This window comes from Kitasatospora sp. NPDC004723 (assembly GCF_040609255.1).
Taxonomy (GTDB): domain Bacteria; phylum Actinomycetota; class Actinomycetes; order Streptomycetales; family Streptomycetaceae; genus Kitasatospora.
On the sequence record NZ_JBEXJT010000003.1, the window covers coordinates 86,066 to 108,458 of the forward strand.

At 70.8% G+C, this 22,393-nt stretch carries 24 protein-coding genes and 3 pseudogenes; 19 read left to right on the plus strand and 8 right to left on the minus strand.

Annotation, left to right across the window (positions count from 1 at the left end):
• Positions 1-63: 63 nt before the first annotated feature.
• From ABZW10_RS05065 to ABZW10_RS05080, 4 genes are read right to left on the minus strand one after another with little or no spacing between them, the layout of a single operon-like run.
• Complete coding sequence (locus ABZW10_RS05065; protein ID WP_355360112.1) at positions 64-1,200, minus strand: hypothetical protein; 1,137 nt, start codon at positions 1,198-1,200, stop codon at positions 64-66.
• Between the two features lie 9 nt (positions 1,201-1,209).
• Positions 1,210-1,887, minus strand: a complete 678-nt coding sequence (locus ABZW10_RS05070) for a histidine phosphatase family protein (RefSeq protein ID WP_355360115.1) — start codon at positions 1,885-1,887, stop codon at positions 1,210-1,212.
• Positions 1,888-1,897: 10 nt separating this feature from the next.
• On the minus strand, positions 1,898-2,893 hold the full coding sequence (locus tag ABZW10_RS05075; protein ID WP_355360118.1) for a nucleotidyltransferase domain-containing protein: 996 nt from the start codon (positions 2,891-2,893) through the stop codon (positions 1,898-1,900).
• A 34-nt stretch (positions 2,894-2,927) separates the two neighbouring features.
• Positions 2,928-4,541, minus strand: coding sequence for an ATP-binding protein (locus ABZW10_RS05080; RefSeq protein WP_355360121.1), 1,614 nt, complete (start codon positions 4,539-4,541; stop codon positions 2,928-2,930).
• Between the two features lie 529 nt (positions 4,542-5,070).
• Here ABZW10_RS05080 and ABZW10_RS05085 point away from each other — a divergent pair.
• The 3 genes and pseudogenes from ABZW10_RS05085 to ABZW10_RS05095 form a co-directional block, all read left to right on the plus strand.
• A complete protein-coding gene (locus ABZW10_RS05085; RefSeq protein ID WP_355360900.1) occupies positions 5,071-6,345 on the plus strand; it encodes a helix-turn-helix transcriptional regulator in 1,275 nt (424 codons plus the stop codon).
• A pseudogene (locus ABZW10_RS05090) lies at positions 6,342-6,875 on the plus strand (flavoprotein); the annotation flags it as partial. The gene ABZW10_RS05085 and the pseudogene ABZW10_RS05090, both read left to right, overlap by 4 nt.
• A gap of 60 nt (positions 6,876-6,935) precedes the next feature.
• Positions 6,936-7,307: pseudogene (locus tag ABZW10_RS05095) on the plus strand (NUDIX hydrolase); the annotation flags it as partial.
• Between the two features lie 160 nt (positions 7,308-7,467).
• Here the strand turns inward: ABZW10_RS05095 and ABZW10_RS05100 are convergent.
• A pseudogene (locus tag ABZW10_RS05100) lies at positions 7,468-7,875 on the minus strand (mobilization protein); the annotation flags it as partial.
• Positions 7,876-8,463: 588 nt separating this feature from the next.
• On the opposite strand from ABZW10_RS05100, the gene ABZW10_RS05105 reads away from it, so the two are divergent.
• Both ABZW10_RS05105 and ABZW10_RS05110 read left to right on the plus strand, forming a co-directional pair.
• Positions 8,464-8,898: a GntR family transcriptional regulator gene (locus ABZW10_RS05105; RefSeq protein WP_355360124.1), complete on the plus strand. Its 435-nt coding sequence runs from the start codon at positions 8,464-8,466 to the stop codon at positions 8,896-8,898.
• 6 nt (positions 8,899-8,904) lie between these two features.
• A complete protein-coding gene (locus ABZW10_RS05110; protein WP_355360127.1) occupies positions 8,905-9,456 on the plus strand; it encodes an HD domain-containing protein in 552 nt (183 codons plus the stop codon).
• Here the strand turns inward: ABZW10_RS05110 and ABZW10_RS05115 are convergent.
• Together ABZW10_RS05115 and ABZW10_RS05120 are read right to left on the minus strand one after the other, a co-directional pair.
• The gene (locus ABZW10_RS05115) at positions 9,453-9,926 is read right to left on the minus strand and encodes an NUDIX domain-containing protein (protein ID WP_355360130.1); all 474 of its coding nucleotides are present in this window, start codon (positions 9,924-9,926) and stop codon (positions 9,453-9,455) included. The genes ABZW10_RS05110 and ABZW10_RS05115 overlap by 4 nt on opposite strands.
• On the minus strand, positions 9,923-10,693 hold the full coding sequence (locus tag ABZW10_RS05120; RefSeq protein WP_355360133.1) for a helix-turn-helix domain-containing protein: 771 nt from the start codon (positions 10,691-10,693) through the stop codon (positions 9,923-9,925). Before ABZW10_RS05120 ends, ABZW10_RS05115 begins: the two co-directional genes overlap by 4 nt.
• Positions 10,694-11,658: 965 nt before the next feature.
• Here ABZW10_RS05120 and ABZW10_RS05125 point away from each other — a divergent pair.
• The 14 genes from ABZW10_RS05125 to ABZW10_RS05190 all read left to right on the plus strand — a co-directional run bounded on the left by ABZW10_RS05125 (position 11,659) and on the right by ABZW10_RS05190 (position 21,726).
• Complete coding sequence (locus ABZW10_RS05125) at positions 11,659-11,943, plus strand: hypothetical protein (protein WP_355360903.1); 285 nt, start codon at positions 11,659-11,661, stop codon at positions 11,941-11,943.
• Between the two features lie 101 nt (positions 11,944-12,044).
• Positions 12,045-13,544, plus strand: a complete 1,500-nt coding sequence (locus tag ABZW10_RS05130) for a DUF2637 domain-containing protein (protein ID WP_355360136.1) — start codon at positions 12,045-12,047, stop codon at positions 13,542-13,544.
• Between the two features lie 17 nt (positions 13,545-13,561).
• Complete coding sequence (locus tag ABZW10_RS05135) at positions 13,562-13,951, plus strand: RNase adapter RapZ (RefSeq protein ID WP_355360139.1); 390 nt, start codon at positions 13,562-13,564, stop codon at positions 13,949-13,951.
• A 16-nt stretch (positions 13,952-13,967) separates the two neighbouring features.
• Positions 13,968-14,198: a hypothetical protein gene (locus ABZW10_RS05140; RefSeq protein WP_355360142.1), complete on the plus strand. Its 231-nt coding sequence runs from the start codon at positions 13,968-13,970 to the stop codon at positions 14,196-14,198.
• 52 nt (positions 14,199-14,250) lie between these two features.
• Positions 14,251-14,745, plus strand: coding sequence for a hypothetical protein (locus ABZW10_RS05145; RefSeq protein ID WP_355360145.1), 495 nt, complete (start codon positions 14,251-14,253; stop codon positions 14,743-14,745).
• The gene (locus ABZW10_RS05150) at positions 14,746-14,931 is read left to right on the plus strand and encodes a hypothetical protein (protein WP_355360148.1); all 186 of its coding nucleotides are present in this window, start codon (positions 14,746-14,748) and stop codon (positions 14,929-14,931) included.
• A 911-nt stretch (positions 14,932-15,842) separates the two neighbouring features.
• Positions 15,843-17,120, plus strand: coding sequence for a hypothetical protein (locus ABZW10_RS05155; protein WP_355360151.1), 1,278 nt, complete (start codon positions 15,843-15,845; stop codon positions 17,118-17,120).
• A 14-nt stretch (positions 17,121-17,134) separates the two neighbouring features.
• On the plus strand, positions 17,135-17,632 hold the full coding sequence (locus ABZW10_RS05160; protein WP_355360154.1) for a hypothetical protein: 498 nt from the start codon (positions 17,135-17,137) through the stop codon (positions 17,630-17,632).
• 90 nt (positions 17,633-17,722) lie between these two features.
• The gene (locus tag ABZW10_RS05165; protein ID WP_355360157.1) at positions 17,723-18,556 is read left to right on the plus strand and encodes a hypothetical protein; all 834 of its coding nucleotides are present in this window, start codon (positions 17,723-17,725) and stop codon (positions 18,554-18,556) included.
• The gene (locus ABZW10_RS05170; RefSeq protein WP_355360160.1) at positions 18,553-19,935 is read left to right on the plus strand and encodes a transfer protein; all 1,383 of its coding nucleotides are present in this window, start codon (positions 18,553-18,555) and stop codon (positions 19,933-19,935) included. Before ABZW10_RS05165 ends, ABZW10_RS05170 begins: the two co-directional genes overlap by 4 nt.
• Before the next feature lie 175 nt (positions 19,936-20,110).
• Positions 20,111-20,302, plus strand: a complete 192-nt coding sequence (locus ABZW10_RS05175; RefSeq protein WP_355360163.1) for a hypothetical protein — start codon at positions 20,111-20,113, stop codon at positions 20,300-20,302.
• 20 nt (positions 20,303-20,322) lie between these two features.
• Complete coding sequence (locus ABZW10_RS05180; protein WP_355360166.1) at positions 20,323-20,832, plus strand: hypothetical protein; 510 nt, start codon at positions 20,323-20,325, stop codon at positions 20,830-20,832.
• 25 nt (positions 20,833-20,857) lie between these two features.
• On the plus strand, positions 20,858-21,010 hold the full coding sequence (locus tag ABZW10_RS05185; RefSeq protein ID WP_355360169.1) for a hypothetical protein: 153 nt from the start codon (positions 20,858-20,860) through the stop codon (positions 21,008-21,010).
• A gap of 110 nt (positions 21,011-21,120) precedes the next feature.
• Entirely contained in the window at positions 21,121-21,726 is a 606-nt protein-coding gene (locus ABZW10_RS05190) for a hypothetical protein (RefSeq protein WP_355360172.1), read from the plus strand.
• Here ABZW10_RS05190 and ABZW10_RS05195 read toward each other — a convergent pair.
• Positions 21,716-22,366, minus strand: coding sequence for a hypothetical protein (locus ABZW10_RS05195; RefSeq protein ID WP_355360175.1), 651 nt, complete (start codon positions 22,364-22,366; stop codon positions 21,716-21,718). The genes ABZW10_RS05190 and ABZW10_RS05195 overlap by 11 nt on opposite strands.
• Positions 22,367-22,393: the final 27 nt, after the last annotated feature.

Genomic DNA, 22,393 nt, shown 5'->3' on the forward strand with positions numbered 1-22,393 from the left:
GTCCAGGAGGGACATTCCCGACAGCATTGAAGCCGAGTGCACGGGGCACGCCGGGCCTGCTTGTCAGATCTCCACAGGGGCAGCCAGCGCGATCTCCCGGGCAGCCATCACGTTTGCCAGCGCCTGCTTGTTCGTGATCCATTCCGTGTCACCAGCGGAGACCGAGCGCTGAACGGCTTCGAAGGCGGCCTCATCGAGCGCCACAGGCTTGGCCAGGTGTGCCCGCATGAAGTGCTTGAAGAGCGCGGGCAACTGTTCCGGCCCGGTTACGGCCTTGGTCCTCAGGGAGAAGAGCGGCAGGAACCACGTTTCGAAGTCGTCCTTGATCTCCTGCGCGGCTCGGTATGTCTCGTGCAACGGCTGGAGACTTGTCATGTGGTCATACGGGAGGTGGCCGTGCAGCGCGTACTGAAGCCGAGTGCCATCGTGTTGGCGGAAGTGCTGGCCGTGGGCGGCGATGTGGTTGGCCGCGTTCTCGGTGATGGTCATGACGGCCGTGGCCGCTTCGTGCCGCCGGGCCGCGGCGAGGACCGTGGCGTGGATGCCGACCCGTGGGTCGAGGACGAGGCCGTTGAGGCCGAGGGGCGAGAGGTCAATGCCGTGGTCGCGGGTTCGAGAGAGGATCAGGCGCTCGGCGACGTTGGCGGCGGTGTGCTGGAGGTGCTTGGGCTGCTGGCGGTGTCTGGCGTGGATGTCCGAGCGGTCGAGGACGGGGCGGTCCTGCGCGAGTTCGGCGACGAGGTGGAGGCCAGCGCGGTCCTGGGTCTTGGTGCTGCCACAGGCGTTGCAGGGATGGCCGCCAGCGCCGGTCATGTGACCGCAGGCCCGGCACGTGGGGACGGTCTCGCGGCTGATGGTGAGGGTGCCGGCGCGGAGGTTGTTCTCGATCATCTCCAGCGCGAGGCAAGCGACCTCGGCGTCTGTGTCGGTCATGATGCCGCCCACCGGGAACTGTCCGGGCGGGTACCTGTCGGCTATCAGGTCGGCCTCGAACCGCTGGCGGGGGATCGTCGGGCCGCCAGCCTCGCGGTGGCGAAGATCTCCGGCGAGGGTGACGGTGTTCCACAGGTGGGGTGCGGACGGTAAGCCGAGGATGGCGTTGAGGGCGGCAGCGAGGCGGATGCCGACGGCCTTGCCAGGGCGGGTGTCGAAGGTGAAGGGCCCGTTCTGGACGGGCCCATTGAGGAACAGGTGTCGCACGGGCTCCTCCTAGATCGGCGGGGTGGTGGTTCCTGTCCGGGTGAACCGGTCGTCGTGCAGCTCGTAGTGGAGGATCGCGGCGTTGGGCATCTTGCCCTTCCGCTCCTCGGCGAGGATCTCGGGCAGCGTGCGGAGTTCGAGTAGGGATCGCAGCGCCACCGCGGCGGTCTGGTGAGTGAAGGCGACGACGGTGCACGCTCCCTGGAGCTCCGCCTGGGCGAGGGTGGCGAACTCAGCGGCCCGCTTGAGCACGCCCTCGGCGAGCGACTCGCCGCCGCCCGGCGCGGTCCAGATGTGCTTGCGCAGGCGGCGGTCCTCGGCGAGTGCGGGGTAGCTGTCGTAGAGCTCGCGCTTGGTCATGTAGGTGGCGTCGCCGTAGTGCTGCTCGTCCAGGAGCGCGGTCTGCCGGGGCCAGCCATCGGGGAGGGCCGGCAGGGCAATCGCGGCGGTGTCGATCGCCCTGCGGTAGGTCGAGGTGTAGACGTGCAGCAGCTCGGAGCCCGCGAGCTGCGGGAGGACCTCGGCGAGCCACTGGGCCTGCCGGAAGCCGCGCGGGGTCAGGCCGACGATGGTGCGGGAGATGGCGTGCGCGGCGGTTCCGCTGTAGGGGCGGGGGTCCTGGTAAAAGCCGTTGTACTTGTCGGCGTTCTCGACGGACTCGGCGTGTCGGATGACGAGCAGGGGCAAGACGAGGCTCCTATCCGGCGAGGTTGGCGACGTAGGAGCCGCTGACGGTCCAGGGGGTGAGTTCGATGCCGAAGCCGCTGTGGTCGCCGTCCTGGGTGTGGACGAGCTTGCCGGCCAGATGCACGGTGTCACCGGATCGGAACGCTCCGGTGTAGGCGCCGAGGTACGAGCGCATGTGAGTGATCCGGCGGGCGAAGGAGTCGGCCTCGTCGATGGTCGAGCTGAGGATGGTCTTGACCTTGATCCCGTAGACGGCCGGGGTGGTGAGACCCTCGGCGTGGTCGGTGATCTTGGCGAGGAGGGAGATCTCGCCGATCTCCTTGGAGGAGATCCGGGCGAAGGTCTTGTCGCGGTCGGAGCGGATGGGTTCGCAGTTGATGTGCGCGTCGGCGTTGGCGGTGAGTCCTTGGAGCTTGCGGCGTTCCTGCTTGATGAGGGCGTCGAACGAGCTGCCCTCCATGTACTTGGCCCGGCGGATGTACAGCCGGGTGAGGTCCTCTCCGTCGTACGGCCGGATTAGCTCGGTCTGCTGGAAGATCTCCTGTGCGGCCTGGTAGCCCTCGGGTCCGTAGCAGACGAGGTCGATGTCGGAGCGCTCGTTGAAGCAGCCGACGAGGAAGGAGCCGGTGACGCCGATCAGGCCCTGGGCGCCGTTCGCGGTGATCCACTCGGTGATGGCCAGGAGGTCCTTGCCTGCCGGGTTGTCGGCGACCGCGCCAGGCTCCTCGTGGATGGCGGCGAGGGCCTGGCGGCAGGAGTAGTGGACGGCCACGTCCTCGCGCGGGATGCCGGTGATGACGCAGCCGAGGGTGTCGGAGTAGACGTAGCACTCTGGCTGGCCGGCGAGGATGCCGAAGGACTTCGACACAACGCTGTTCTGCCGGTAGGTCCGGTCGAAGAGCCGCCGGTCGCCCTTCTCGTCTGGGTGGTACTTGACGTAGCCGAGGTAGTGGCTGCCGGGGTGGCTGTCGCCGATGACCTTGAAGACGACGCCGTGGTGGTCCATCAGGTAGTCGCGGTCGCGAACGGTGGGAACCGGCCTACCGGTGTTCAGCGGTGAACCGTTCCAGAGTGGGGAAGGTGCCGGTGTCGATCGTGTTGGACGACTCATACTGATCAAGTCCCATCGTGAAGAGGGTGCGGCGGTACTGCCACTTGATGTGCTTGTCGTGCCGCGTGGGTTCGGTGGGCCGCATGAGGGCCAGGAAGAAGAAGCACTTGACGAGCAGGAAATCGCCCAGGTGCTCGCTCACCCGCTGCCCGATCAGGGACGCTGTGGTCTCGTCGAGTGCGCCGGTGTAAGCGGCGCGCTGTTCCGGGGTGATGCTGTAGCCCTTGCCTCCGCCCTTGAAGGCCACGATGTCGAGCGCGGGGTAGACGTCGTAGCCGAGCGGGACCGGTCCGTGGTGCTGCCAGTCGATGACGCCAGCCTGAAGGACGTTGGGCAGGCCATAGTCGAGATGTCCGTGCACCATCGGGAGCTGGGCCAGCCGGTCGAGGGCGTGCTTGACCGCTTCGTGGACGCGCGGGGTGTCGAAGTCCGGGTTCTCCTCGAAGACCTCGGCCGCGAAGGCCGCCTTCTCGAACCACGGTGTGGCCGGGAGGGGGTGCCTCGCCTGGGCCTGCATGAGCTTCGATGCGACGGCCACCGCCGTGCTGACCACCTGGTAGCTGACCTGACCGTCCTGCCGGGCGTCGGCCAGCGCCTCCTCGTGCAGCGAGCTGTCGCCGATGGCGCGCTCGACGACGAAGTAGCGCCCGCCCTCCGAGCCTCTGTCAACGATCTCCGGCACCGGGTAGCTGAGGCCTGCGGCCAGCTGCTGGAACTCGGTCTCCGCCCGCAGATCCTCGCCACCGGTCCGCTTGTAGAGCAGGCCATCGACCGACCTCCACACCGCGCCTTCGGTGGCGGTTCTGTCCTTCACGAACTCCCAGTCACTCATCCATCCATCCTTCCGTAGCGCCGAGTTGGGGTGGAGCAGATACGGCTGTGTCGGGCAGGTCACCTGGAGTTGGGCCGGCCGCCCCGGGGGAAGGGCGACCGGCCCCGTCACCGCCCGGCCGGTGTGCCTGCATCGGTACGAGCGGAGTCGTTGGGCACGCGGCGAGCGGTCCCGCGAGAACCACCTGTACGCGCTGGCGCTGAGCCAGGAAGGCGCGTGGGGACGGGGCCTGGGACGGTCGGTGCGGACGAGGCTGGCGATGAGTGCCGCCCTGCGGCGGGCCGAGTGAGGGTGCTCGGAGACCGCGACAGCGGGCACTGCCAGTTCGGCCCAGACCTTCTTGCCATGGGTCGTCGGCTCCGCGCCCCAGGTCTCCGACAGGCCCTCGATCAGCAACATGCCTCGTCCGGTGGTCAGTTCGTCGTTGCCGAAGTTGGCGGCCCCGGTGGGCATCCGGCGCGACGGGTCGTAGACCTCGATCACCACACGGTCGCCGTCAGGGGAGAGGTAGATGCCGACCAGCAGTCTTCCTGGCGCGTGAATGACCGCGTTGGCGAGCAGCTCGTCGGCGACCAGCGCGATGTCTCCCAACGAAGTCGGGTCGATCCCCCACGAGCGGGCGACTCGGACGACTGCGTCCCGGGCCGGCGGGACGTGGTCGCGCCTGGTGCCGATGAACGAGATACGTCGGGCGTGCGTGAAGGCGATCACTGGTCACCGTCGCAGGCTTGGACTGCGTCGACAACGCTGTTGCACGGCCAGGGGCCGCAGCCGTCGCTGCACCGGCCGTCCTCGAACTGGTGGCGGCCGACTCTCGGGCGTGGGTGCTGGCGGTGGCGAGGCGCGCGCGACGCTCAGCGGCGCGATCTGAGGGGCTTGCGGTTGTGTTCGACGCCCGGCCCTCTTCCGAAGCGAGAGGAACAGCCACCGTGTCCGCGTCCCGCTGATGCGTGGTGGCGCCTCTCTGGGCGTCCGAGCGGAGGGTCATCGGCGCTTCTCCTTAGCCACTGGGTAGAGCCGAGCATGCGAGAGTCCGCAGATGGGTCTCGGTCATGCGGGAGCGGGGAACCGCAAGCTGCGAGGTGGTCGAGCTGCTGACGACCACACAACTCCATCTCGATGCACCACGGTTAGGGCATGGGCTCCGCGTGCATGATCCATGCAGATCGTGCATGACGGGTTGTCCTGGTGCGGCTACGCTCGGCTCGCCAGGGCAGGATCAGCATTGGCAGGAGAAGCCATGTCGCGGACGGCCAAAGGACACTCCGCTGCGGGTGAGATCGGAGAGGTGATCCGCCGCGCGCGAGTGCTGAGCGGCCGGTCGCAGGCGGACGTGGCCACCGAACTTGGCTACCACCAGTCGAAGATCAGCCGGTTGGAGAGCGGCAAGGGGACGCAGGACATCGACGTCCTGCGCGCTGTCGCAGCCGTGCTCGACATCCCACTGGAAAGCCTCGGCCTGTCCTCCCATACCAGTGCGGACAGCAGGACGGACGACATGCACCGTCGCAACTTTCTGGCCGCGAGCGTCGCCGCGCTCGCGACCCCGACGCCCCGTCCCCACGTGGGGATAGAGCTGGTCCGGGCGCTGCTGCCTGGACCTGTTCCAGCCGATCACGCGCCACAACCCCAGGCCGCACTCGCGGCCCGGCTCTCCCAGGCCCGGAGGCTCTTCTACACCTGCCGGTACGCCGAACTCGAAGGCGCGCTGCCCTCGCTGATCGCCGACCTTCGCCAGGCCCAGGACACCTCCCGCGGCGGCGATCAGGCCCTATCCGGCCTCCTCGCGACGACGTACCAGACCGCGGTCAGCCTGCTGCTCAAGCTCGGCGACCACGGCAACGCGTGGCTGGCGGTCGGCCGTGCCATGGCCGAGGCCGAACGGAGCGCCGACCCCGTCGTGATGGCCTCCAGCGTCCGTGTCCAGGCACACGTCCTCGCGCGCGACCGGCACACCGCGCCCGCCGTCACCCTCGTCCGGCATACCGCCGACCAGCTCTCGGGAAGCTACGACCGGCGCCCGCCCGAGTACCTCGCCGCACTGGGGCTCATGCTCCTTCGAGGGGTGACGGCCGCAAGCGCCGGCGGCGACCGCGCCACGACCACCGAGTTCCTCGCCGAGGCCCAGGAGGTCGCGCGCTACGTCGACCTCGACAGCCCCGAAGCCTGGGCGAACTTCAGTCCGACCAACGTCGCGCTCCACTCGGTGAGCGCCTCGGTCGTCCTCGGCGACGCCGGAACGGCGCTGGAAGCCGCCCAGCCCCTGATGCGCAGGCGCATCCCGGTCCCCGAGCGCCGGGCAGCACTGTGGGTGGAGGCTGCACGGGCCTACAGCCAGCAGGGCAGACTGGCGGAGGGATACAAAGCGCTCAGGATCGCGGAGAGCTGTGCCTCGGAGGACATCCGCCGACGGCCCAGCGTGCTCGAGCTGGCCGGTGACATGGCCGCTCGCGACCGGCGTGGCGCCGTCCCGGAGCTTCGCCGTTTCTGCCAGGAGTTGGGAGTCCAGGTTTGACCGAGCACCGCGGGCCGTTCCTCTATGTCGTCGTCTGCGCTTCAGGTATTGCCGACGGAGTGGGCGAGCTGATCATCGCTGCCCACGCCGAGGGCTGGGGAGTCGGCGTGATCGCGACCCCGAACGGACTCGGGTTCATAGACCAGGGAGCCATCGAGGCCCAGACCGGCTACCCGATCCGCTCCGCCTGGCGCACGCCCAGCATCCCCCAGCCGCTGCCCCCGGCCGACGCCATCGCGGTCGCCCCTGCCACGTTCAACACCATCAACAAGTGGGCCGCCGGCATCTCCGACACCCTCGCGCTCGGCATCCTCTGCGAGGCGTACGGCCTCGGCATCCCCGTCGCCGTCCAGCCCTATGTCAACTCTGCCCAGGCTGCCCACCCCGCGTACGGGGAGAGCCTGGCCCGGCTCCGGTCGATGGGCGTCCTGATCGGTGACTACGTCCCCCACAAGCCCAAGGCCGGCGGGGGTCGCGACAGGTACAACTGGACCCACGTCCTCGACCTGCTCCGCCCCGTGGCGGCCTCAGCGGCGGAGAGGGATTCACCGATGCTCCCGCCTTCAGGCGGGCCGCCAGGTGTCGCTGCCGCGATCGTGATCCGGGAGGGTCGGGCGCTGATGGTCCGGCGCCGAGTCAGCGAGGGCCAGCTCTCGTGGCAGTTCCCGGCAGGCAAGATCGAGCCCGGCGAGTCTCCCGAGCAAGCGGCTGTCCGCGAGACCGCGGAGGAGACGGGGCTGAACGTGGCCGCCATCAAGGTCCTCGGCGAGCGCGTCCACCCGGAGACTGGCCGATGGATGTCGTACATGGTCTGCGAGATCGTCAGCGGCACCGCTGCCGTCGGTGTCCCACGAGAACTGGACGCACTGGCGTGGGTGGCGCTTGCAGAGATCCCCGAATACGTCCCGTACGGGATGTTCGAACCAGTGCAGGCATACCTGGATATCGCGCTCAAGGACTGAGCGAACAGCCGTGGGCGACCACCAACTGGTGGCCGCCCACAGCGGCAGCAGAATTCCGGTCGCTGGTGCTCAGCGGTGTCAGAGTTGGGTGTCGGGGCGCTGCAGGGCAGTCGTGGGCGGATGACGGGTCGGTCGTGGGGTGGCGGACGGTCGGGGCGGCAGACGCGCGCAGGAGTGCCGCCTCGACGGTGCGGTTGGGTGCGGGGTTGCAGCTGGTGTGCTGGATACGGGCGATGAGGACCTTGGCGGGCAGGCGAGTGCTGCCGAGTTCGCGGCGGGCGGCGGCCTCCGTGAGGAGCTGGTGGGGTACGTAGCCGCCGGCCTCGGTGTCGGCGAGCACGGTGGCGAGGGCGGGCCAGTTGGGGTCGGCGAGGATTCGTGTCGCGTGGTCGGGGATGGCGGCGCGGATGTCGCTGGCGAGGGTGTTGCGGGTCTGCTCCCTGGGCTGGCGTTGGGCGAGGAAGGCGAGCTGGTCGGCGGCGGCGTGGTCGTAGGCGGCCTGGAGGCGCTGGATGGTTCGGCGCGCGGCTTCGGACTGCTGAGCATGGCCCTTGGCGGTGTGCCAGCGCTGCTATCAAGATCACCTCGGACATCTACACCAGCGTCCTGCCCGAGATCGCCAAGGATGCCGCGAAGCTCGTCCCTTCCAGCGGAAGACCGAAGCCGAGGCCCGCGCCAAGGCGGCAGCCGAAGCGGAGAAGGCCAAGCGGAAGGCGGCGAAGAAGGCAAAGTCCAAGGCCAAGAAGGCCAAGGGCTAACTCGAGATCAACAGCAGCGCTCACGCAAGCGATCTTGTAGCGCGTCGCTGACGCCTGCTCACACGTAAAGGAATGGCAAAAGGCCCAGGTCACTGGCTATTGACCTGGGCCTTCACTGAGCCGCCTGCGGGATTCGAACCCGCGACCTACGCATTACGAGTTTGCCCAATCACCGTCCGTGGTCGTCCACGCTCGTCCGGACCACAGGTCAGCGGACTGCGTGGGACCGAAGCGGATCGCCATGGACGCAGTGGACTGAGACCAGAACTGAGACCGGGTGCCTGACCAGCCCAGCCAGCCTCCAGGCCGCCGCGACGGGCAGACGGCCTGGAGGCTGGCAGCCCTCCCCCGGAATCGTTCATCCTGTCTAGGTATCGACCTAGAGAAGGGAGCGGCCAGTGCCCGAGCGGAGCCCGCGCGGTACCTACCTGCGGATCGCCGATGCGCTACGGACCAAGATCAGCGGAGACTCCACGGTGACGGTACTTCCCTCCGAGGCGAAGCTGATGGAGGAGCACGGCGTCGCCCGCACCACGGTGAAGCGCGCTCTCGACGTCCTCGCGGAAGAGGGCCTGATTCGGTCGCAGCCCGGCGTCGGATGGGTTGTCGGACGCGCCGAGCCCAAGGTTCCGGTGCTCGACCAGCTAACCGCCCTCGCCCGAACGCTCGACGTCGGGGCCGTCTTCCCCTCGGAGAAGGAACTCACCGAGCACACCGGTGCAGCGAGAGGTACCGTCCGGCGCGCCCTCGCGCAGTTGGAGGGCGCCGGGGTCCTCGAAGTGCGCCACGGGAAGGGCCGAACCATCCGCGCCCTGCCCGCCAATCACACCTAGGAGCAGATGCCCGTGTGGGCCTACGACCTTGCCGAGTCCCTGCTGTCCACCGACCTCCCCCGCCGCTGGGCCCACTCCAAGGGGGTGGCCGGTAAGGCGCGCACCCTGGCTGGGATCCTCGGCCCGGACGCCGAGCTACTGGAGTCCGCGGCCGTCCTGCATGACGTCGGCTACTCGCCGCGGATCGTAGACACCGGGTTCCACCCGCTCGACGGCGCCCGGTTCCTCCGCGCGGAGAACGTGGACGAGCGCGTCGTGCGCCTGGTCGCCCACCACTCCTGTGCCCTGCTCGAAGCCGAGGAACGGGGCCTTCGCCGGGAGCTGGAGGCGGAGTTCCCGCTGGAGGAACCCCACTTGGTCGACGCGCTGATCTACTGCGACATGACCACCACGCCGGATGGCACGCCGACGACGACGCCCGACCGGATCGCCGAGATCGTGGGCCGGTACGGACCCGACAGCGTCGTCGGCCGGTTCATCCGGCGCGCCGAGCCGGAGATCGATGGGGCAGCGCGGCGGGTCGAGGGCCGACTGCTCCAGATCGGCACGTCGGCCTAGCCGATGTACGGCTCCGTGCGGTCCGATGCCAAGCCGTGCCGGATCCGCAGCCGCATGGACGGGTGAATGTCCAGGTCGTCGAGGTCCGCTGGGTTCACCCAGCGGACCTCTTTCGACTCCGAACTCGTCCGCAGGACGCCACCGACAGGGCGCGCCCGGAAGCAGATGGAGAACTGCTGCCGGACCTCCCCGTCGTCGTAGGCCATGACGTGACCAGGGTCCGTGTAGAGGCCGACGACCGCAGCCACCTCGACGTCGATCCCCGTTTCCTCCCGGACCTCACGGACCACGGTGTCCGCCACGGACTCCCCGATGTCGTGCCCGCCGCCGGGGAGGGCCCACAGGTTGTTGTCCGTCTTGTGGATCAGCAGCAGCCGCCCATCGGTGTCCGTCACGACGGCGGTAACGGAGGGCACAACGGAGTTCGCCGGCGGGGCGGCCGGGTCATGGAAGTAGTCGATGCGGCTCATGCGGCCTCACTTTCAAGATGTGGCGAGGTGATGGCCCGGGAACTCTCCCAGATCCGTTCGATGCTCGCCGCGTACGTGCTGAACAGCTCGCCACCAGGCACTTGGGCGAGGTGCAGCACTGGGGCCAGGTAGGCGCCGACACCGTAGACGTGGCCATTCACGAGCAGGTCGTCGTCGGCTCGGTAGAGCGAGTTGTATAGCGTGGTCGAGTGGAGTCGGAACTCGACTCCCGGGACACCGAACAGCGAGGCGTAGTTGGCCAACGCGTTGCGGATCTTGCCCGCCATCGCAGGCCCGATGCCCTCGTCCGCGCCTCGTTGGGCCACCTCGACACAGTCGGGGTCGCCCAACATGAGTCGCACGGGCACGCCGGCTTGGGCTTTCTCCCGAATAAGCCGGGCGAACAACGGGTCCTCCGAGAGCCAGAAGCCGGAGTAGACCACCAGGTCGAAATGCCGCGTTGCCTTCGCGTAGAGCGACGTCCACAGCTCCTTCGGCACAACCGCACGATGCGGGTACAGCCGGACCAGCTCCGCCTGCCCAGCCTCCGCGGCCGCACTGCTGGTCTGCTCATCTGGCCACAGGTCCGACAGGTCCCTGGTCAGCAGGTTGGCAAGCGCGTACTGGAAACGCCGATGCGGCCGGCGCCCGTCCTTCGCCTCCACCCAGCGCTCGACAGTTCGAGTGCTCACGCCCAGCCGCTCGGCGATCTTCTCAAGCGGCAGATTGCTCGCGAGGATCGCGCCTCGCAGCCTCTCATTAGCCATCTCGCCCTCCCCTGGACGAAGTCGCGGCGCTTGGACGATTCAGGACGCTTTGACGGTAGCGAATCCGGACCGCAACCGTCCAGGCGCGCCGTGTTCTGACAGGACGCCAGGCCCGAATCTAGTGATGCGCGGTCGGGACTCCCCAACCGAACCAAACGAAGGACTTGACGAAGCGCCAGCTTCTCGGCATCGTAAGAGACATGTTCAACATGTCTCGCATGGCGAGGCCGGACGAACTGATGGCCCTTCTTTGGGCTGCTCTGAACTGCGCGAATGCGACCGGCGGTTGCCGGGGGAAGGCGGCTCAGCCGCTCGCCCTACGGACTGCTCTGATCGCGTCTCCTTGAGAACTGAACAGTGATCGTGCGGGACCGACGCGAGGGCGGCAACGCCCTCCCCCTACGCAGTGGCATGCCATCCCTTCGGGGATGTGGGGCCGAACGGGACGCTGACCAGGCCGATTCGTACGGCTGGATGGCAAAACCGGGAGTACAGCGGAGTCCCAACGCACGTGGCGGGATGAGACAGACCGCCTCCGAGGCGACCGGGTGATGTCGCCGGCGGCAGCGGACCACGCAGCGCCCCTACTAACTGGGCGCGCCGCCCTGCTGGTGCTGAGCAGAGATGAAGCACCGGACCAGGCCCGAAAGACCTGACGCCCGCAGGACGGGCAACCCCAACAGCCAGCCCCACAAGGGGCTTTGACCTGAGGAGCCTGCCATGAGCAAGCCTCAAACCCATACTCGGCCCCGCCGCTGACCTGCGGGCGGGGCGCACAGCTTCTGGACGCCCTACCAGCGACCACGGCTCCCGGCGCGTACCAACCGCCCGCACGGGCGGCGGGCTCGCGCCGGGTTCCGCGGCTGCTCGTCGAGCGCCGATTCCCATACGGCCGCGGCCCCGGTGGTGATGCACCGGGGCCGCTCAGGGCCGTCGAACCGGAAGGAAAACGACCCGTGAAGGACATGATTGCAGGCCAGACGGCCCTTGACGATGACGAGTTCGCGGAGCTGGCGCTCGGTCTCGCCGTGGATTCGGAGTTCACCCGGCTGTTCACCGGGGTGCCCGGCGAGAGCGAGACCGAGCGCGAGGCCCGGATGGACGCCGCGGCCGACATCGTGGCGGACCTGCGCCGGGAGGACCCGGTGCTGGCCGCCTACGCCGAGCGGCTGCTGAGCATCGCGCCGGTGCCGCTGCGGCGCCCGGCCGTCATCTACCGCACGTCGAGCGTCGAGCGGGTGGCCGCGTGACCACCATGGCCGCGCCGGCGGCCGTTTCAACCCCGCCCCCGGCCGCTTCAACCACGCGGCCCACCGCTTCAACCGCACGGGCGGGGGCTTCGGGCTGGCTCATGGTGGGCCTGACGGTGCTCGCCGCGGTCGGCGGTGCGGTGCTCGCCGGTATCGGCTTCAGCGGCTCCTACAACGCACTGAAGGACCTCGGTTTCAGGCACAGCTTCGGGGACTTCAGCTACGCCTTCCCCGTCGGTGTCGACGCCGGGATCGTGGCCCTGTACGCCATGGACCTGCACCTGATCCGCAAGGGCGCCCCGGCACCGTGGCTGCGGTTGCTGGCCCACGGTTTCACGGCCGCGACGATCTATTTCAATGCCGCGTCCGCCGGACCGCTGCTGAAGGATCCGACCGGCACGCTCATGCACGCGGCCATTCCGATCATGTTCGTCGCCTCGGTCGAGGCCGGACGGCGCCTGATCGTCCGGATCACCCGGATCGAGGCCGGCCACCAGAACGACGGCGTACCGCTGCACCGCTGGATCCTCGCCCCGATCCGTACCCCGCGGATGTACCGGCAGATGCGCCTGTACCGCATCCCCTCCTATGCCCGCGCGGTCGAGCTGGCGCAGGAGCGGATCGTCTACCGGGTGATGCTGGAGCGCGAGTACGGCAAGAAGCTGAAGGACGCGCCCTCTGACCTGCTGCTTCCGCTCACCATGGAGGAGTTCGGGCTGAGCGTGGACGAGGCCCTGGCCCTGCCGCAGCAGGCCGAGGAGCGCGCCCGGCTGCGGGCCGAGCGCAAGGCCGCGTTCGAGGCCGAGGCCGCCCTCCGGGACGAGGCCCGGGCCGCCGAAGTCCAGATCTCCAGCCTGCGCACGGCCGGCCGGGTCGAGGCCGCCGGGTATGAGGTCGGCGCCGAAACCGCCGCCGCCCGCGCCCAGGCCCAGGCCCGAACCCTCGCCGCCGGCCGCGAGGCGGAAGCCGCCGAACGGCTCGACCAGGCGACGGAGGAACTGGCCGCCGCCGAGGCCGAGCAGGCCGCCGCCGAGGCCCGCCGCCGCGCCGCTGAAACCGACCGCACCGCTGCTGAAACGGAGCAGGCCGCCGCTGAAACCCGTCGTCACGCCGCTGAAACCGACCGCGAAACCGCCGCCCTCGAACGCGCCCAGGCCGAGGACGAGCAGGCCACCCAGGACGCCCGGCTGCACGCCGCTGAAACGGCCAAGGCCGCCGCTGAAACCGAGGAGGCCACGGCTGAAACGGGCAAGCGCACGGCTGAAGCCGAGCGCGACGCCGCTACCGCCAGGCGCACTCTCGCCGACGAGGAAGAGGCCGCCCAGGACGCCCGCCTGCGGGCCGCTGAAACCCGCGAGCGTGCCGCTGAAGCGGAGCTGCGCGCGGTTGAAGCGGAGGACGCGGCGAAGCTGACCCCCGCCGCCCGCGCCACCCGCCGCGTCGCCCGGATGATCCTCGCCGCCGGCGGCAACCCCGAGGCCGTCACCCTCCAGTCCATCGCCGACGCCCTCGACGTCTCCCTCGCCACCGCCTCCGGGCGCCGCGCCGAGGCCGCCGAGCTGCTCGCCTCCGGCTACAACCCCCACGCCCTCACCGCGTAGAACCGGGAGACCTGATCATGGCCCTGACCAGCGTCGATGTCGTCTCGTTCGGGTACCTCCACGGCACCCCGCCGCCGGCGGGCGTCATCCTCGACCTGCGGCTCCACTTCAAGGACCCGCACGTCGACCCGTCCCTGCGCGACCTGACCGCGGACGACCTGCCCGTGCGGCGGGCGGTCCTGACGACCCCGGGCATCCGGGAGCTGATCGCCGCCACCGCGCTGGTGGCCGACGCCTACGAGGCCGGGCCCATCGAGGCGCCGCTGACCATCGCCGTCGGCTGCGCGGGCGGGCGCCACCGCGCCGCCACCGTCGCCATGGCCCTCGCCAACCGCCTGTCCAAGACCGGCGTGCCGGTCCGCCTCACCCACCGCGACCTCGACAAGCCCGACGCCGACCGCCCCTGAGATCTGGAGACACCGCATGCCGAACACCACCCCGGCCGGCGAGCCCACCCACTCGTGGCTGATCACCCTGCAGTTCCCCATCCGCAACGGCTTCGCCGTCGTGACCCGCCATGGCAGCTCCGTCCTCCAGCCCGGCAGCTCCCGCGAGCGCGCCTACCTCGGCATCCGGGACTACCTGGCGCGGCGCGAGCCCGAACTCGCCGACGCCGACGTCCTGTTCTTCTCCCTGGAGTCCTACCGGCTCTGACCCCACGCCCGACCGCCCCTCACCAGCACGTCAAGGAACAGGAGGACGAACCATGACCAACGCGAACAGGTGGACGTCGGACCACCTCACGGCACCTGGTGGGACGGCCATCTACGCCGCCCAGCAGCGCGAGCGGCTGCGGCAGATGGCGGACGAGGTCCAGGCCCTGCTGCGCGAGTACCGCGCCGACCTGGAGTCGGTGCGCCTGGACGGCGACAAGCCGCTGGAGCCCAAGGTGCGCGCGTTCCTCGCCACCCGCCCGCTGGCCAAGCTGGAAAGCCACCTGCGGGAGGCCGTGAACGCCGCCGGGAAGCTCGACGCGGAATACAACCGCCGCTACGTCGAGCTACCGAAGAAGCGCGCCAAGCGCGCGGCCGAAAAGGCCTTGGAGAAGTCCCGGAAGAAGGGCCTCCAGGTCGCGCAGGACACGCGGTCGGTGAACACCGCGGCGAACCTCCACGGTATTTCCTCCGGCCTCGCCGGGAATCCGGGCGGAAACGCCGAGCAGGCGCCCGCTTTCCTGGATTTCCTGAAGGAGAGCGCCTAAATGCCGGCGCTGTCCCCGGGGCAGGTCGCGTATTGGCAGAGGCGGCTGGCCGCGACGGCGACCAACGCCGCCCGCGCCGCGGTGCTGTGGGACCTGGCCCGCACGCTGTCCGCCGCCGACGAGGAGAAGCAGGCCGACCTGGTGCGGATGCTCAGCGCCTGGACCCAGCAGTACGCCGCGTCCTGACCCGGCCCGCGGGGTGGTGACACTTCGCGCTCACTTTCATCACGCCGCTCCGTGCGTCCGGGGGTCCCACCTACGCGTACACGCGTACGCGTGAAGGGCCCCCGGGCCGTGACGGAGCGTGACATCCGATTGGAGGCCCGATGGCCGACGACGACGCGGGGATCGTGCTCGGGTTCCCGCGGCTGACCGTCCCGGGGACCGTGGAGGAGGACCGCCCGCCCGACAGCACCCCGGTGCTGGTCCCGCTGGCAACCGCCCTCGCCCCGCCCGCGTCCCTGTCCGTCCCCGACAACCCCGAACTGGCTCGGGAAAGCGAATCCCCCTCACCGGATACGCCCCGGGCCAGTGAGGAAGGGTCTTTCACAGGCGTCGCCGCGATGTCGACCGTCATGATGGCCGGTATCACGGTGGCCGCCCTGCGCGGGGCCGCCCATTTCGTCGAATACCTCAGGGCGCGCGCCGAGCACCGCCAAACCGTGGAGCGGCAGCGCAAATCCCTGCCAGGCGCCCCGGATTCGCACTCGGGAAGCCCCTCCGCGGGCTTCAGCGGAGGCGCGCCGCGGGGGCGTATTCAGTCCGGCCCGGAATTCGGCCGGACAATGCGGAACCCGCACGTGAATAGCGGCCGGAACGCCCCGGGGATCCCCTCGACCTTCCGCCAGCCGCCCGGAACCCCGACCGGCGGCAGCACGGGCAGGACGCCCGACAAGCCCCGCAGCGGCCACTCTGACGGCCGTTCAGGAGGTGGCCGCAGTCCTGGGCCGGACAGGGTGCGTGATGCCCGTAGGAGGGCCCTGGAGGCTTCCGGGGGCCAGGGGCCCTCGGGGCGGAGTTCCGGGGCGAGGAATTCCGACCGTCGTGGTGACCCGGATTCGCCCGGCAGCACGCGGGAGCGGGGCGGCGGGCGGTCGTTGCGGCAGAGCGCCGGGCCGGACACGGTCCGCGGGGCGGCCCGCCGCAGGATCGCCGACCGGATCACCAACGGCCCCCGGGACAGCTCCAGGCCGGACCGCTCCCCAGCCGGGCCGGACACGGTCCGCGGGGCGGCCCGGCAGCGGATGGCCGACCGGATCACCACCGGGTCCTGGAAGCCCGCCGGCAGCGACAAGAGCCCCGGCGGGGCGACACCGACGACCATCCGCAGCGCGCTGCGGGCCCGTGCCGTCGAGCGGATCCGCAACGGCCGCAAGCCCAAGGCCGCCCCGGACGGCACGGGCCAGCAGGCCCCGACGGGGCCGGACGCCGAGCCCGGCACGGACCCCGCCGTCCGACCGGACCCGTCCGCCCGTACCGCACCCGGTGAGGGACCGCCGCCCCCGGCTGGCTCGAAGGGCCGGAAGGCGAAGCGCCGGCGGAAGACCCGCCGGGTGGTGACGCCTGGCGGGGCGCCGGGCGCCCGGCCGTGGCGGAGCCGTCCCGGACGCGGCCGGGCCAGCCGGGAACGTAAGCGGCGCAGGCCCTGGTGGGACCGCACCGAACGAGCCCGCAACCGCCGCCAACGGCCCCGGAACGAGCCCGGCGGCGGGGGCACCCGGACCAGCACCCACGGCCAAACCGCCGGGCCCGCTGACGGCGGGTTCGGCCCGCCGCCGGGCTGGGCGTGGTCGGAGGGCGAGACGCACACCGTCCACCGCGCGGACCGCCCCGGCCCCCACACCGCCGGGGCCATCGGCCGCAGCCAGGCCGCCCTGCCCCGCGCCCCCTACCGGTCGGGCCACGCCCGGCCCGGCACCACCGCACCCCCGCCCCCGTCACCCGCTGGAGGAATACCCGTGACCATCCCCGCGCCGCGCACCGCGCGCGGCACGCAGTACGCCGACTCGGACCTGACGATCTACGACGTCATCGAGGCGGATGCCGACATGGGCGAGGAGATCGCCCAGGGCGCCGAGGAGGCCAAGGAGACCGTGAAGGGCTGCGACCTGCTGACCGGCCGTCTGGAGGCCCTGCACGCCAAGGTCGTCGAACTCCGGGTGCCGGGCGTCCTGGAGCGCCTGGTCGTCGGTCTGATCGACAAGACCGGGCGGGTCAAGAGCCGCGCCGAGGCGATCGCCGAGAAGATCCCGGCCGCCGCCGAGGCCATCACCACCGCCGGCGACAACGCCGCCGACCGCCACAAGGGCCTGGCGGACGCCGTGCGCGACGCCGGGCACACCGCCCCCGCCGAGCGCGACTACCACAACGAGTAGAAAGCAGGCCGCCCATGTCCGACGCCACCCACCAGCCCGTCACCAGCCACCAGCCGGTCACCACCAGCGCGGCCCCCTCCCACGGGGCGGGCCTCGCGGCCAGGACCGGGTCGGTCATCGCCGCCACCGGCGAGGTCCTCACCGAGGCCGTGCGCTACGGCATCGTCATCGCCCAGCTCACCGCGGCCGGGCTCAAGCTCGCCCTGCTCTCCGACCGCGTCACCAGCACCTACCGGTACGTCGAGAAGTGCGCCGCCTCGGTCGACCGCCTCGCCGACCAGGCCGAGGCCCTGGCCGTCGACCGCGACACCGTCGGCGAGCACCGCGACGCCGCCACCGTCATGCGCTCCGTGCTCGCCGAGGCCGAGGCCATGGCCGCCGACCTCGCCGACCTGAGCGTGTCGTTCCAGGCCGCCGCCGACGCGCACGAGGCCGACTACGGATCGGTCGCCGAGGCCGCCAACTCCATGCCGGTCGAGATGGCCGACCGCACCTTCTACAGCAACCGCTGACCCGAACGGGGCGGCGGTGCCGCCCCGTTCGGCCGCACCGCCGCCCCTTCGCCCCCTGCTGACCTGCCGGTATGCGAAGGAGAGCCCCTGATGATGTCCCTCGGTCCGACACGCGGGCGCGTCGCCGCCGCCCGCGGCCGCCTCGGCCGCGCCGCCACCCTCGCCGGAGCCACCGGGCTGGCCGTCGGCGCGTTCACCGGCGAGTTCGGCCTCGTCACGGTCGTCGGCGCCGGAACCTCGATCCTCTACGGCCTGCTCTGGTCCGCGACCCTGCCCGCCGGGCCGGTGCGCGACACCGCCACCGCCCTCTACCTCGCCCCCTCCGCCACGATGGCCGGGCTGTTCGTCACCGAGCGCGTGGTGCCCGGCGTGCACTGGTGGGAGCTGGCCGCGGACGCCGCCTGGGCCGCCGCCGTGTGGTTCGTGCGCCCGGCCCGCATGGCCCGCGTCCTGGCCGGCCGCGAGCGCTCCCTCACCCCCGAGGCCGTGCAGGAGGCCCGGGACCAGGCGCCGACGGGCCTGGTCCCGGACGGTGACCAGCACCCGATGGCCGCGTGGTGGTCCGAGCACGCGGCCGTCGAGGGCGGGATCGCCCCCGGCACGGTCCTGGAGCAGATCGAACTCACCGGCCCGAAGTCCATGAAGGCGGTCATCCGCTCCGCCCGCCCCGGCACCCCGGTGCCGACGATCTCGCTGACCGCCCTGTCCGCTCTGCTGGACTGGGACGAGGAGGAGATCACGGTCGCCAAGATGGCCGGCCGGGGCGCCGGCGTCCGCCGCCTCACGGTCGGCCGGGCCCCGCAGGACGCCGCCGACCTCTACGCGCACTGGGCCCAGAACATCGCCCCCAAGGGCATGCCCGGCACCACCATCACCGGCATCCGCGTCGTCGATGTCGAGGCCGGACGGGAGATCGACGCGTGAGCCGCGTCTACGAACTCACCCTGGAGGCCCCACCCGGCGACCTCATCACCTACGACCCCGAGCGCCTCGCCGACGCCATGCGCATCGACGACCCCTCCCGCCTGGCCATCGAGGCCCGGGGCAGCCAGGCCCTGGTCACCATCTACCCCACCGACCCGCTCGCCGACGTCCAGCTCCCCGGCCCCGTGTCCCTGGAGATGGACGAGCGCGGCCGGATCTGGATCGGCCTCTACCACAACGGCCGCAAGGTCTACGTCCAGCTCTACGACCCCAAGTCCGGAAGCGCCCAGCGCCTGCTGGTGTTCGGCACCACCGGCGCGGGGAAGTCCACGCTCGGCCAGATCATCCTGGCCGCGATGAAGCGCTCCGGCATCGCCACGTTCTACGGCGACCTGAAAGAGGGCCAGTCCGCCCCCGAAGCACGCGGGAACGTCGACTGGGCGGTGTACTCGCAGGAGGGCGTCATGGCCCAACTGCACACCGCCTGGTGCGTCATGAAGGACCGCGCCACCCGGTACGCGGCAGCTGGCCGCTCCAAGTTCCTCCTGGACAGGCCGGACCCGCTGCTCTACGTCATCATCGACGAGGCCAACCGCCTGCTGGAGAAGGGCGCCCCTTACCGGGACGAGGCCGCCTTCTACATCAAGGACATCGGCCGCACCGGCCGCTCCCTCGGCGTCGGCATCGGCCTGTTCGCCCAGGCCGGGCACCTCGACGAGCTCGGCGGGTCCGACACCATGCGCGCCATGCTCAAAGAGGGCGAAGTGGTCCTCCTGCGCTGGACCTCCAGCATGATGCAGCAGCTCGTCTCCGACGGCCTCCTGCCCGCCGGGCAGAAGCTCGCCCCCATCCCGAGGAAAGCCGGAGCCACCCGCCTGGTCTCCCAGTTCGAGACGGAGACCGACGACGACCGCCCCGGCACCCAGGGCACCGGCTACCACCTCTCCGGCCCCTACCCCGGCGCCAAGATGCGCGCCTTCAACGTCGGCTCCAAGGTCCCCACCGAGGGCCTCGACCCCGAGATGCTCGCCCTGTACGGCGACGGACCGCACGCCGTCGTGGAGAAGGCCGCCTGGCCGATCGCCGGCCGGGCCTACGTCGACAAGCTGGACGGTGAAGCCGCCTACACCGCCGCCTTCCCCCCGAAGGACGACGAGGAAGGCGGCAGCAGGGCCCGCCGCCGGACCAACCCCGCCGCCACCCCCGCGATGCCGCGGCAGTCCCCGCGGCTGACCATCACCGACCGGGTCATGGCCGCCCTGGAGACGGTCGACGGCGACATGGACGACCACGCCCTGCTGACCGCCGTCAACGCCGACGGAGGCCGCACCGTCGCCCTCGGCAGCATCCGCAACGCCCGCCGGAGCCAGCGCGGCTGACCCCCGTCTCCAGAGATTGCCCGCAAAACAGCGTCCGCAGCGTCCTAAGCGTCCGCAACACCCCCTGACCTGCACGAATCTGCGGACGCTGAACCGCGGACCAGCGTCCGCACACCCGTGAATCAGCGTCCGCAGAACCCCGTTCCCGCCTTCACCGGCCCCAAGGAGTACGCCCGTGATCGTCTCCGTCTCGCTGGCCGTCGCCGCCGGCGCCCTCCTCTTCTTCCTCCTGCGCCACGGCTACCTGCGCCTCGGATCCGCCGTGGTCGCCGTCCTCTTCGGCTACGCGCTCGCCTCCACCGGCCTGCGCACCGCCATCGACCACATCATCGCCACCGTCGCCGCCGCGGCCGGCTCCCTCCACTGACCGAGAAGGAGAACGACCCCATGGACCCCCGCACCGAGTTCTCCAACGCCACCCCGGTGGACCCCAGCGTCTACCTGATGCCGCCCGGCTACATCGCCGCGATGGTCGACGGCCGCATCGTCGCCGTCCCCGAACACGCCACCACGGCAGCACCCGCGCCCCCGGCCACGGCGGCCGAACCGCCTACCCCGCAGGTGCCCGCCGCCGACGAGGGCCTGTCGCTGGCGGTGCGCCAGTACGTCCTCTACGGCTCGATCGCCACGCTCGCGGCGGGCGGTGCGGTGTGGATGATCGGCGCCGGGATCGGGGCCGTCGCCGCGCACGCCGACGGCCTGGTCGCCGCCCTCAAATGGATGGCGATCATCGTCGGCGTCGTCGTCGCCGGGGTCTTCGCCGTGAAGGCCAAGGTCCGCAGCGCCGGCGAGGGTGGGTCCACGACCGTCGCGCTGATCCACCGCGAGCGGCACACCACCATCGGCCGCCAGCGCCAGACCGTCATGGGCCGCGGCTCCATCAACAACCAGTACTGACCGCCCGCTCGACGAGGAGAGCCCCGTGTCCTACTGCGACGACTGCGCGTCCCCGTACTGCCCCGGCCACCAGTGGTGCGAGGAGTGCGGCGAGACGCTCTGCAACGACTGCGCCGGCTGCGACTGCCCCGACTCGTACTGCCCCGGCTACATCGCCCACCAGACCGGCGAGTTCTGACCGGCCCAGCGCACCACCCCGAACAGCACGAAGCCCTGCGGCCGCCGGACGTTCATGGCAGAGAACCGGCTGCTGCGGGGCCGTGCATCCCAACAGAGACGGGACCAAGCATGCCCGAGTTCACCCTCCACACGCTCGCCCTGTGCGACGACACCGACGACCGCGGGCGCGCCTCCAACGGCCGCTCCCGCTATGGCGCCTACCTCGCCCAGCGCACCGGCCGCTTCCACGACGACGAACCGCTCCGCCCTGCCCACTTCGCCGCCGAGGCGTGGACCGTGGCCACCAGCCCGGTCATGTCCCCCGGCTACGTCCGCCTCCGTCCCGACATCGCCGACGTGCGGCCCGGGTTCGACTACGACGGCGGCCTGCTGCTGCGCATCGAGGTGCGGCTCCGGCAGCGGGCGCTGGCCGACAGCCTCGGCCCCAGCGGACGGTTCGGCGACTGGTGGCAGCACCGGCCGCTCGGCGACGACGGCCACTGGCCCCGCCTGATCGAGCCCGAGGAGTACGACCGCCTGGCCGTCCTGCTCACCGCCACGCTGGTCGTCCCGGTCGCGGACCACCTCCTGCCCGTCCCCACCGCGACCCGCGGACCCGAGCTGACGGAGCAGGCCCGACAGGCGGTCCGCGCCCTCACCGACGTCCTCAACGCCTGCGCCCAGCCGGTCAACCACCTCCGGGCCATCGGCGCCCGGTGCGGCGTCACCGGTTGAAGGATTGCCGCTCGGCGTGGGCGACGATCCGGGCGGCGAGGTCCATGAGGTTGCTGATCGACGGCGCTTCCAGGATTAGCAACCTGCCCCGCTCGCTGCCGTCCGCGAAACCACAGCCGGTGTCGCGGACAAGCGGTGTGAGCCATTGGACAGTCGCGCGTTCGGCAGCGAAGAAGACGACCGGCCGGTCCGTCCAAGGGCGCTCCCCGATGTGGCTGCGGCAGCTCGCGGCAGGAAAGCACCCGATGGAGGACAGGGCGTAGGACAGGCCCGCCACGCCGATGTCCAGCGCCTCCACCACGCTTTCGTCCCTGTCGCCGTCTCCGACGATCGCGAGGATCTCGCTCCCGGGATGCCGCTCCGCGAACCCGGGCGGCAGGTTCCCGGGATCTCCCTGCTCCATGGCGGCGGCGACGGCTTCGAACTCTTCCCGCGTCGTGGTCACCTGGTTCAGCAGGTCGACCAAGCGTCGTTCCTCCTCGATCACCGCTGCGGCGTCGGCGCGGCTGAAGCCGCTGATGTCCCAGGTGTCGCGGAAGTACCCGTAGCCCTCCTCGCTGATCTCGTCCTCGGGTGGCATTCCCATGGCGACGCCGGCCGGGAACGACGGGTCGACCTCGATGTCGATGTGTGGGATCACGAGAACCTCCAGGTCACTGCCGCCGGA

Bases quoted from the DNA above. Each gene is read 5' to 3' on its own strand.
- ABZW10_RS05110 (WP_355360127.1), top strand. From the start codon at position 8,905: ATGCCCGTGTGGGCCTACGACCTTGCCGAGTCCCTGCTGTCCACCGAC.
- ABZW10_RS05120 (WP_355360133.1), bottom strand. From the start codon at position 10,693: ATGGCTAATGAGAGGCTGCGAGGCGCGATCCTCGCGAGCAATCTGCCG.
- ABZW10_RS05140 (WP_355360142.1), top strand. From the start codon at position 13,968: ATGCCGAACACCACCCCGGCCGGCGAGCCCACCCACTCGTGGCTGATC.
- ABZW10_RS05165 (WP_355360157.1), top strand. From the start codon at position 17,723: ATGATGTCCCTCGGTCCGACACGCGGGCGCGTCGCCGCCGCCCGCGGC.
- ABZW10_RS05145 (WP_355360145.1), top strand. From the start codon at position 14,251: ATGACCAACGCGAACAGGTGGACGTCGGACCACCTCACGGCACCTGGT.
- ABZW10_RS05125 (WP_355360903.1), top strand. From the start codon at position 11,659: ATGATTGCAGGCCAGACGGCCCTTGACGATGACGAGTTCGCGGAGCTG.
- ABZW10_RS05130 (WP_355360136.1), top strand. From the start codon at position 12,045: ATGGTGGGCCTGACGGTGCTCGCCGCGGTCGGCGGTGCGGTGCTCGCC.
- ABZW10_RS05160 (WP_355360154.1), top strand. From the start codon at position 17,135: ATGTCCGACGCCACCCACCAGCCCGTCACCAGCCACCAGCCGGTCACC.
- ABZW10_RS05180 (WP_355360166.1), top strand. From the start codon at position 20,323: ATGGACCCCCGCACCGAGTTCTCCAACGCCACCCCGGTGGACCCCAGC.
- ABZW10_RS05075 (WP_355360118.1), bottom strand. From the start codon at position 2,893: ATGGACCACCACGGCGTCGTCTTCAAGGTCATCGGCGACAGCCACCCC.
- ABZW10_RS05190 (WP_355360172.1), top strand. From the start codon at position 21,121: ATGCCCGAGTTCACCCTCCACACGCTCGCCCTGTGCGACGACACCGAC.
- ABZW10_RS05115 (WP_355360130.1), bottom strand. From the start codon at position 9,926: ATGAGCCGCATCGACTACTTCCATGACCCGGCCGCCCCGCCGGCGAAC.
- ABZW10_RS05085 (WP_355360900.1), top strand. From the start codon at position 5,071: ATGTCGCGGACGGCCAAAGGACACTCCGCTGCGGGTGAGATCGGAGAG.
- ABZW10_RS05135 (WP_355360139.1), top strand. From the start codon at position 13,562: ATGGCCCTGACCAGCGTCGATGTCGTCTCGTTCGGGTACCTCCACGGC.
- ABZW10_RS05150 (WP_355360148.1), top strand. From the start codon at position 14,746: ATGCCGGCGCTGTCCCCGGGGCAGGTCGCGTATTGGCAGAGGCGGCTG.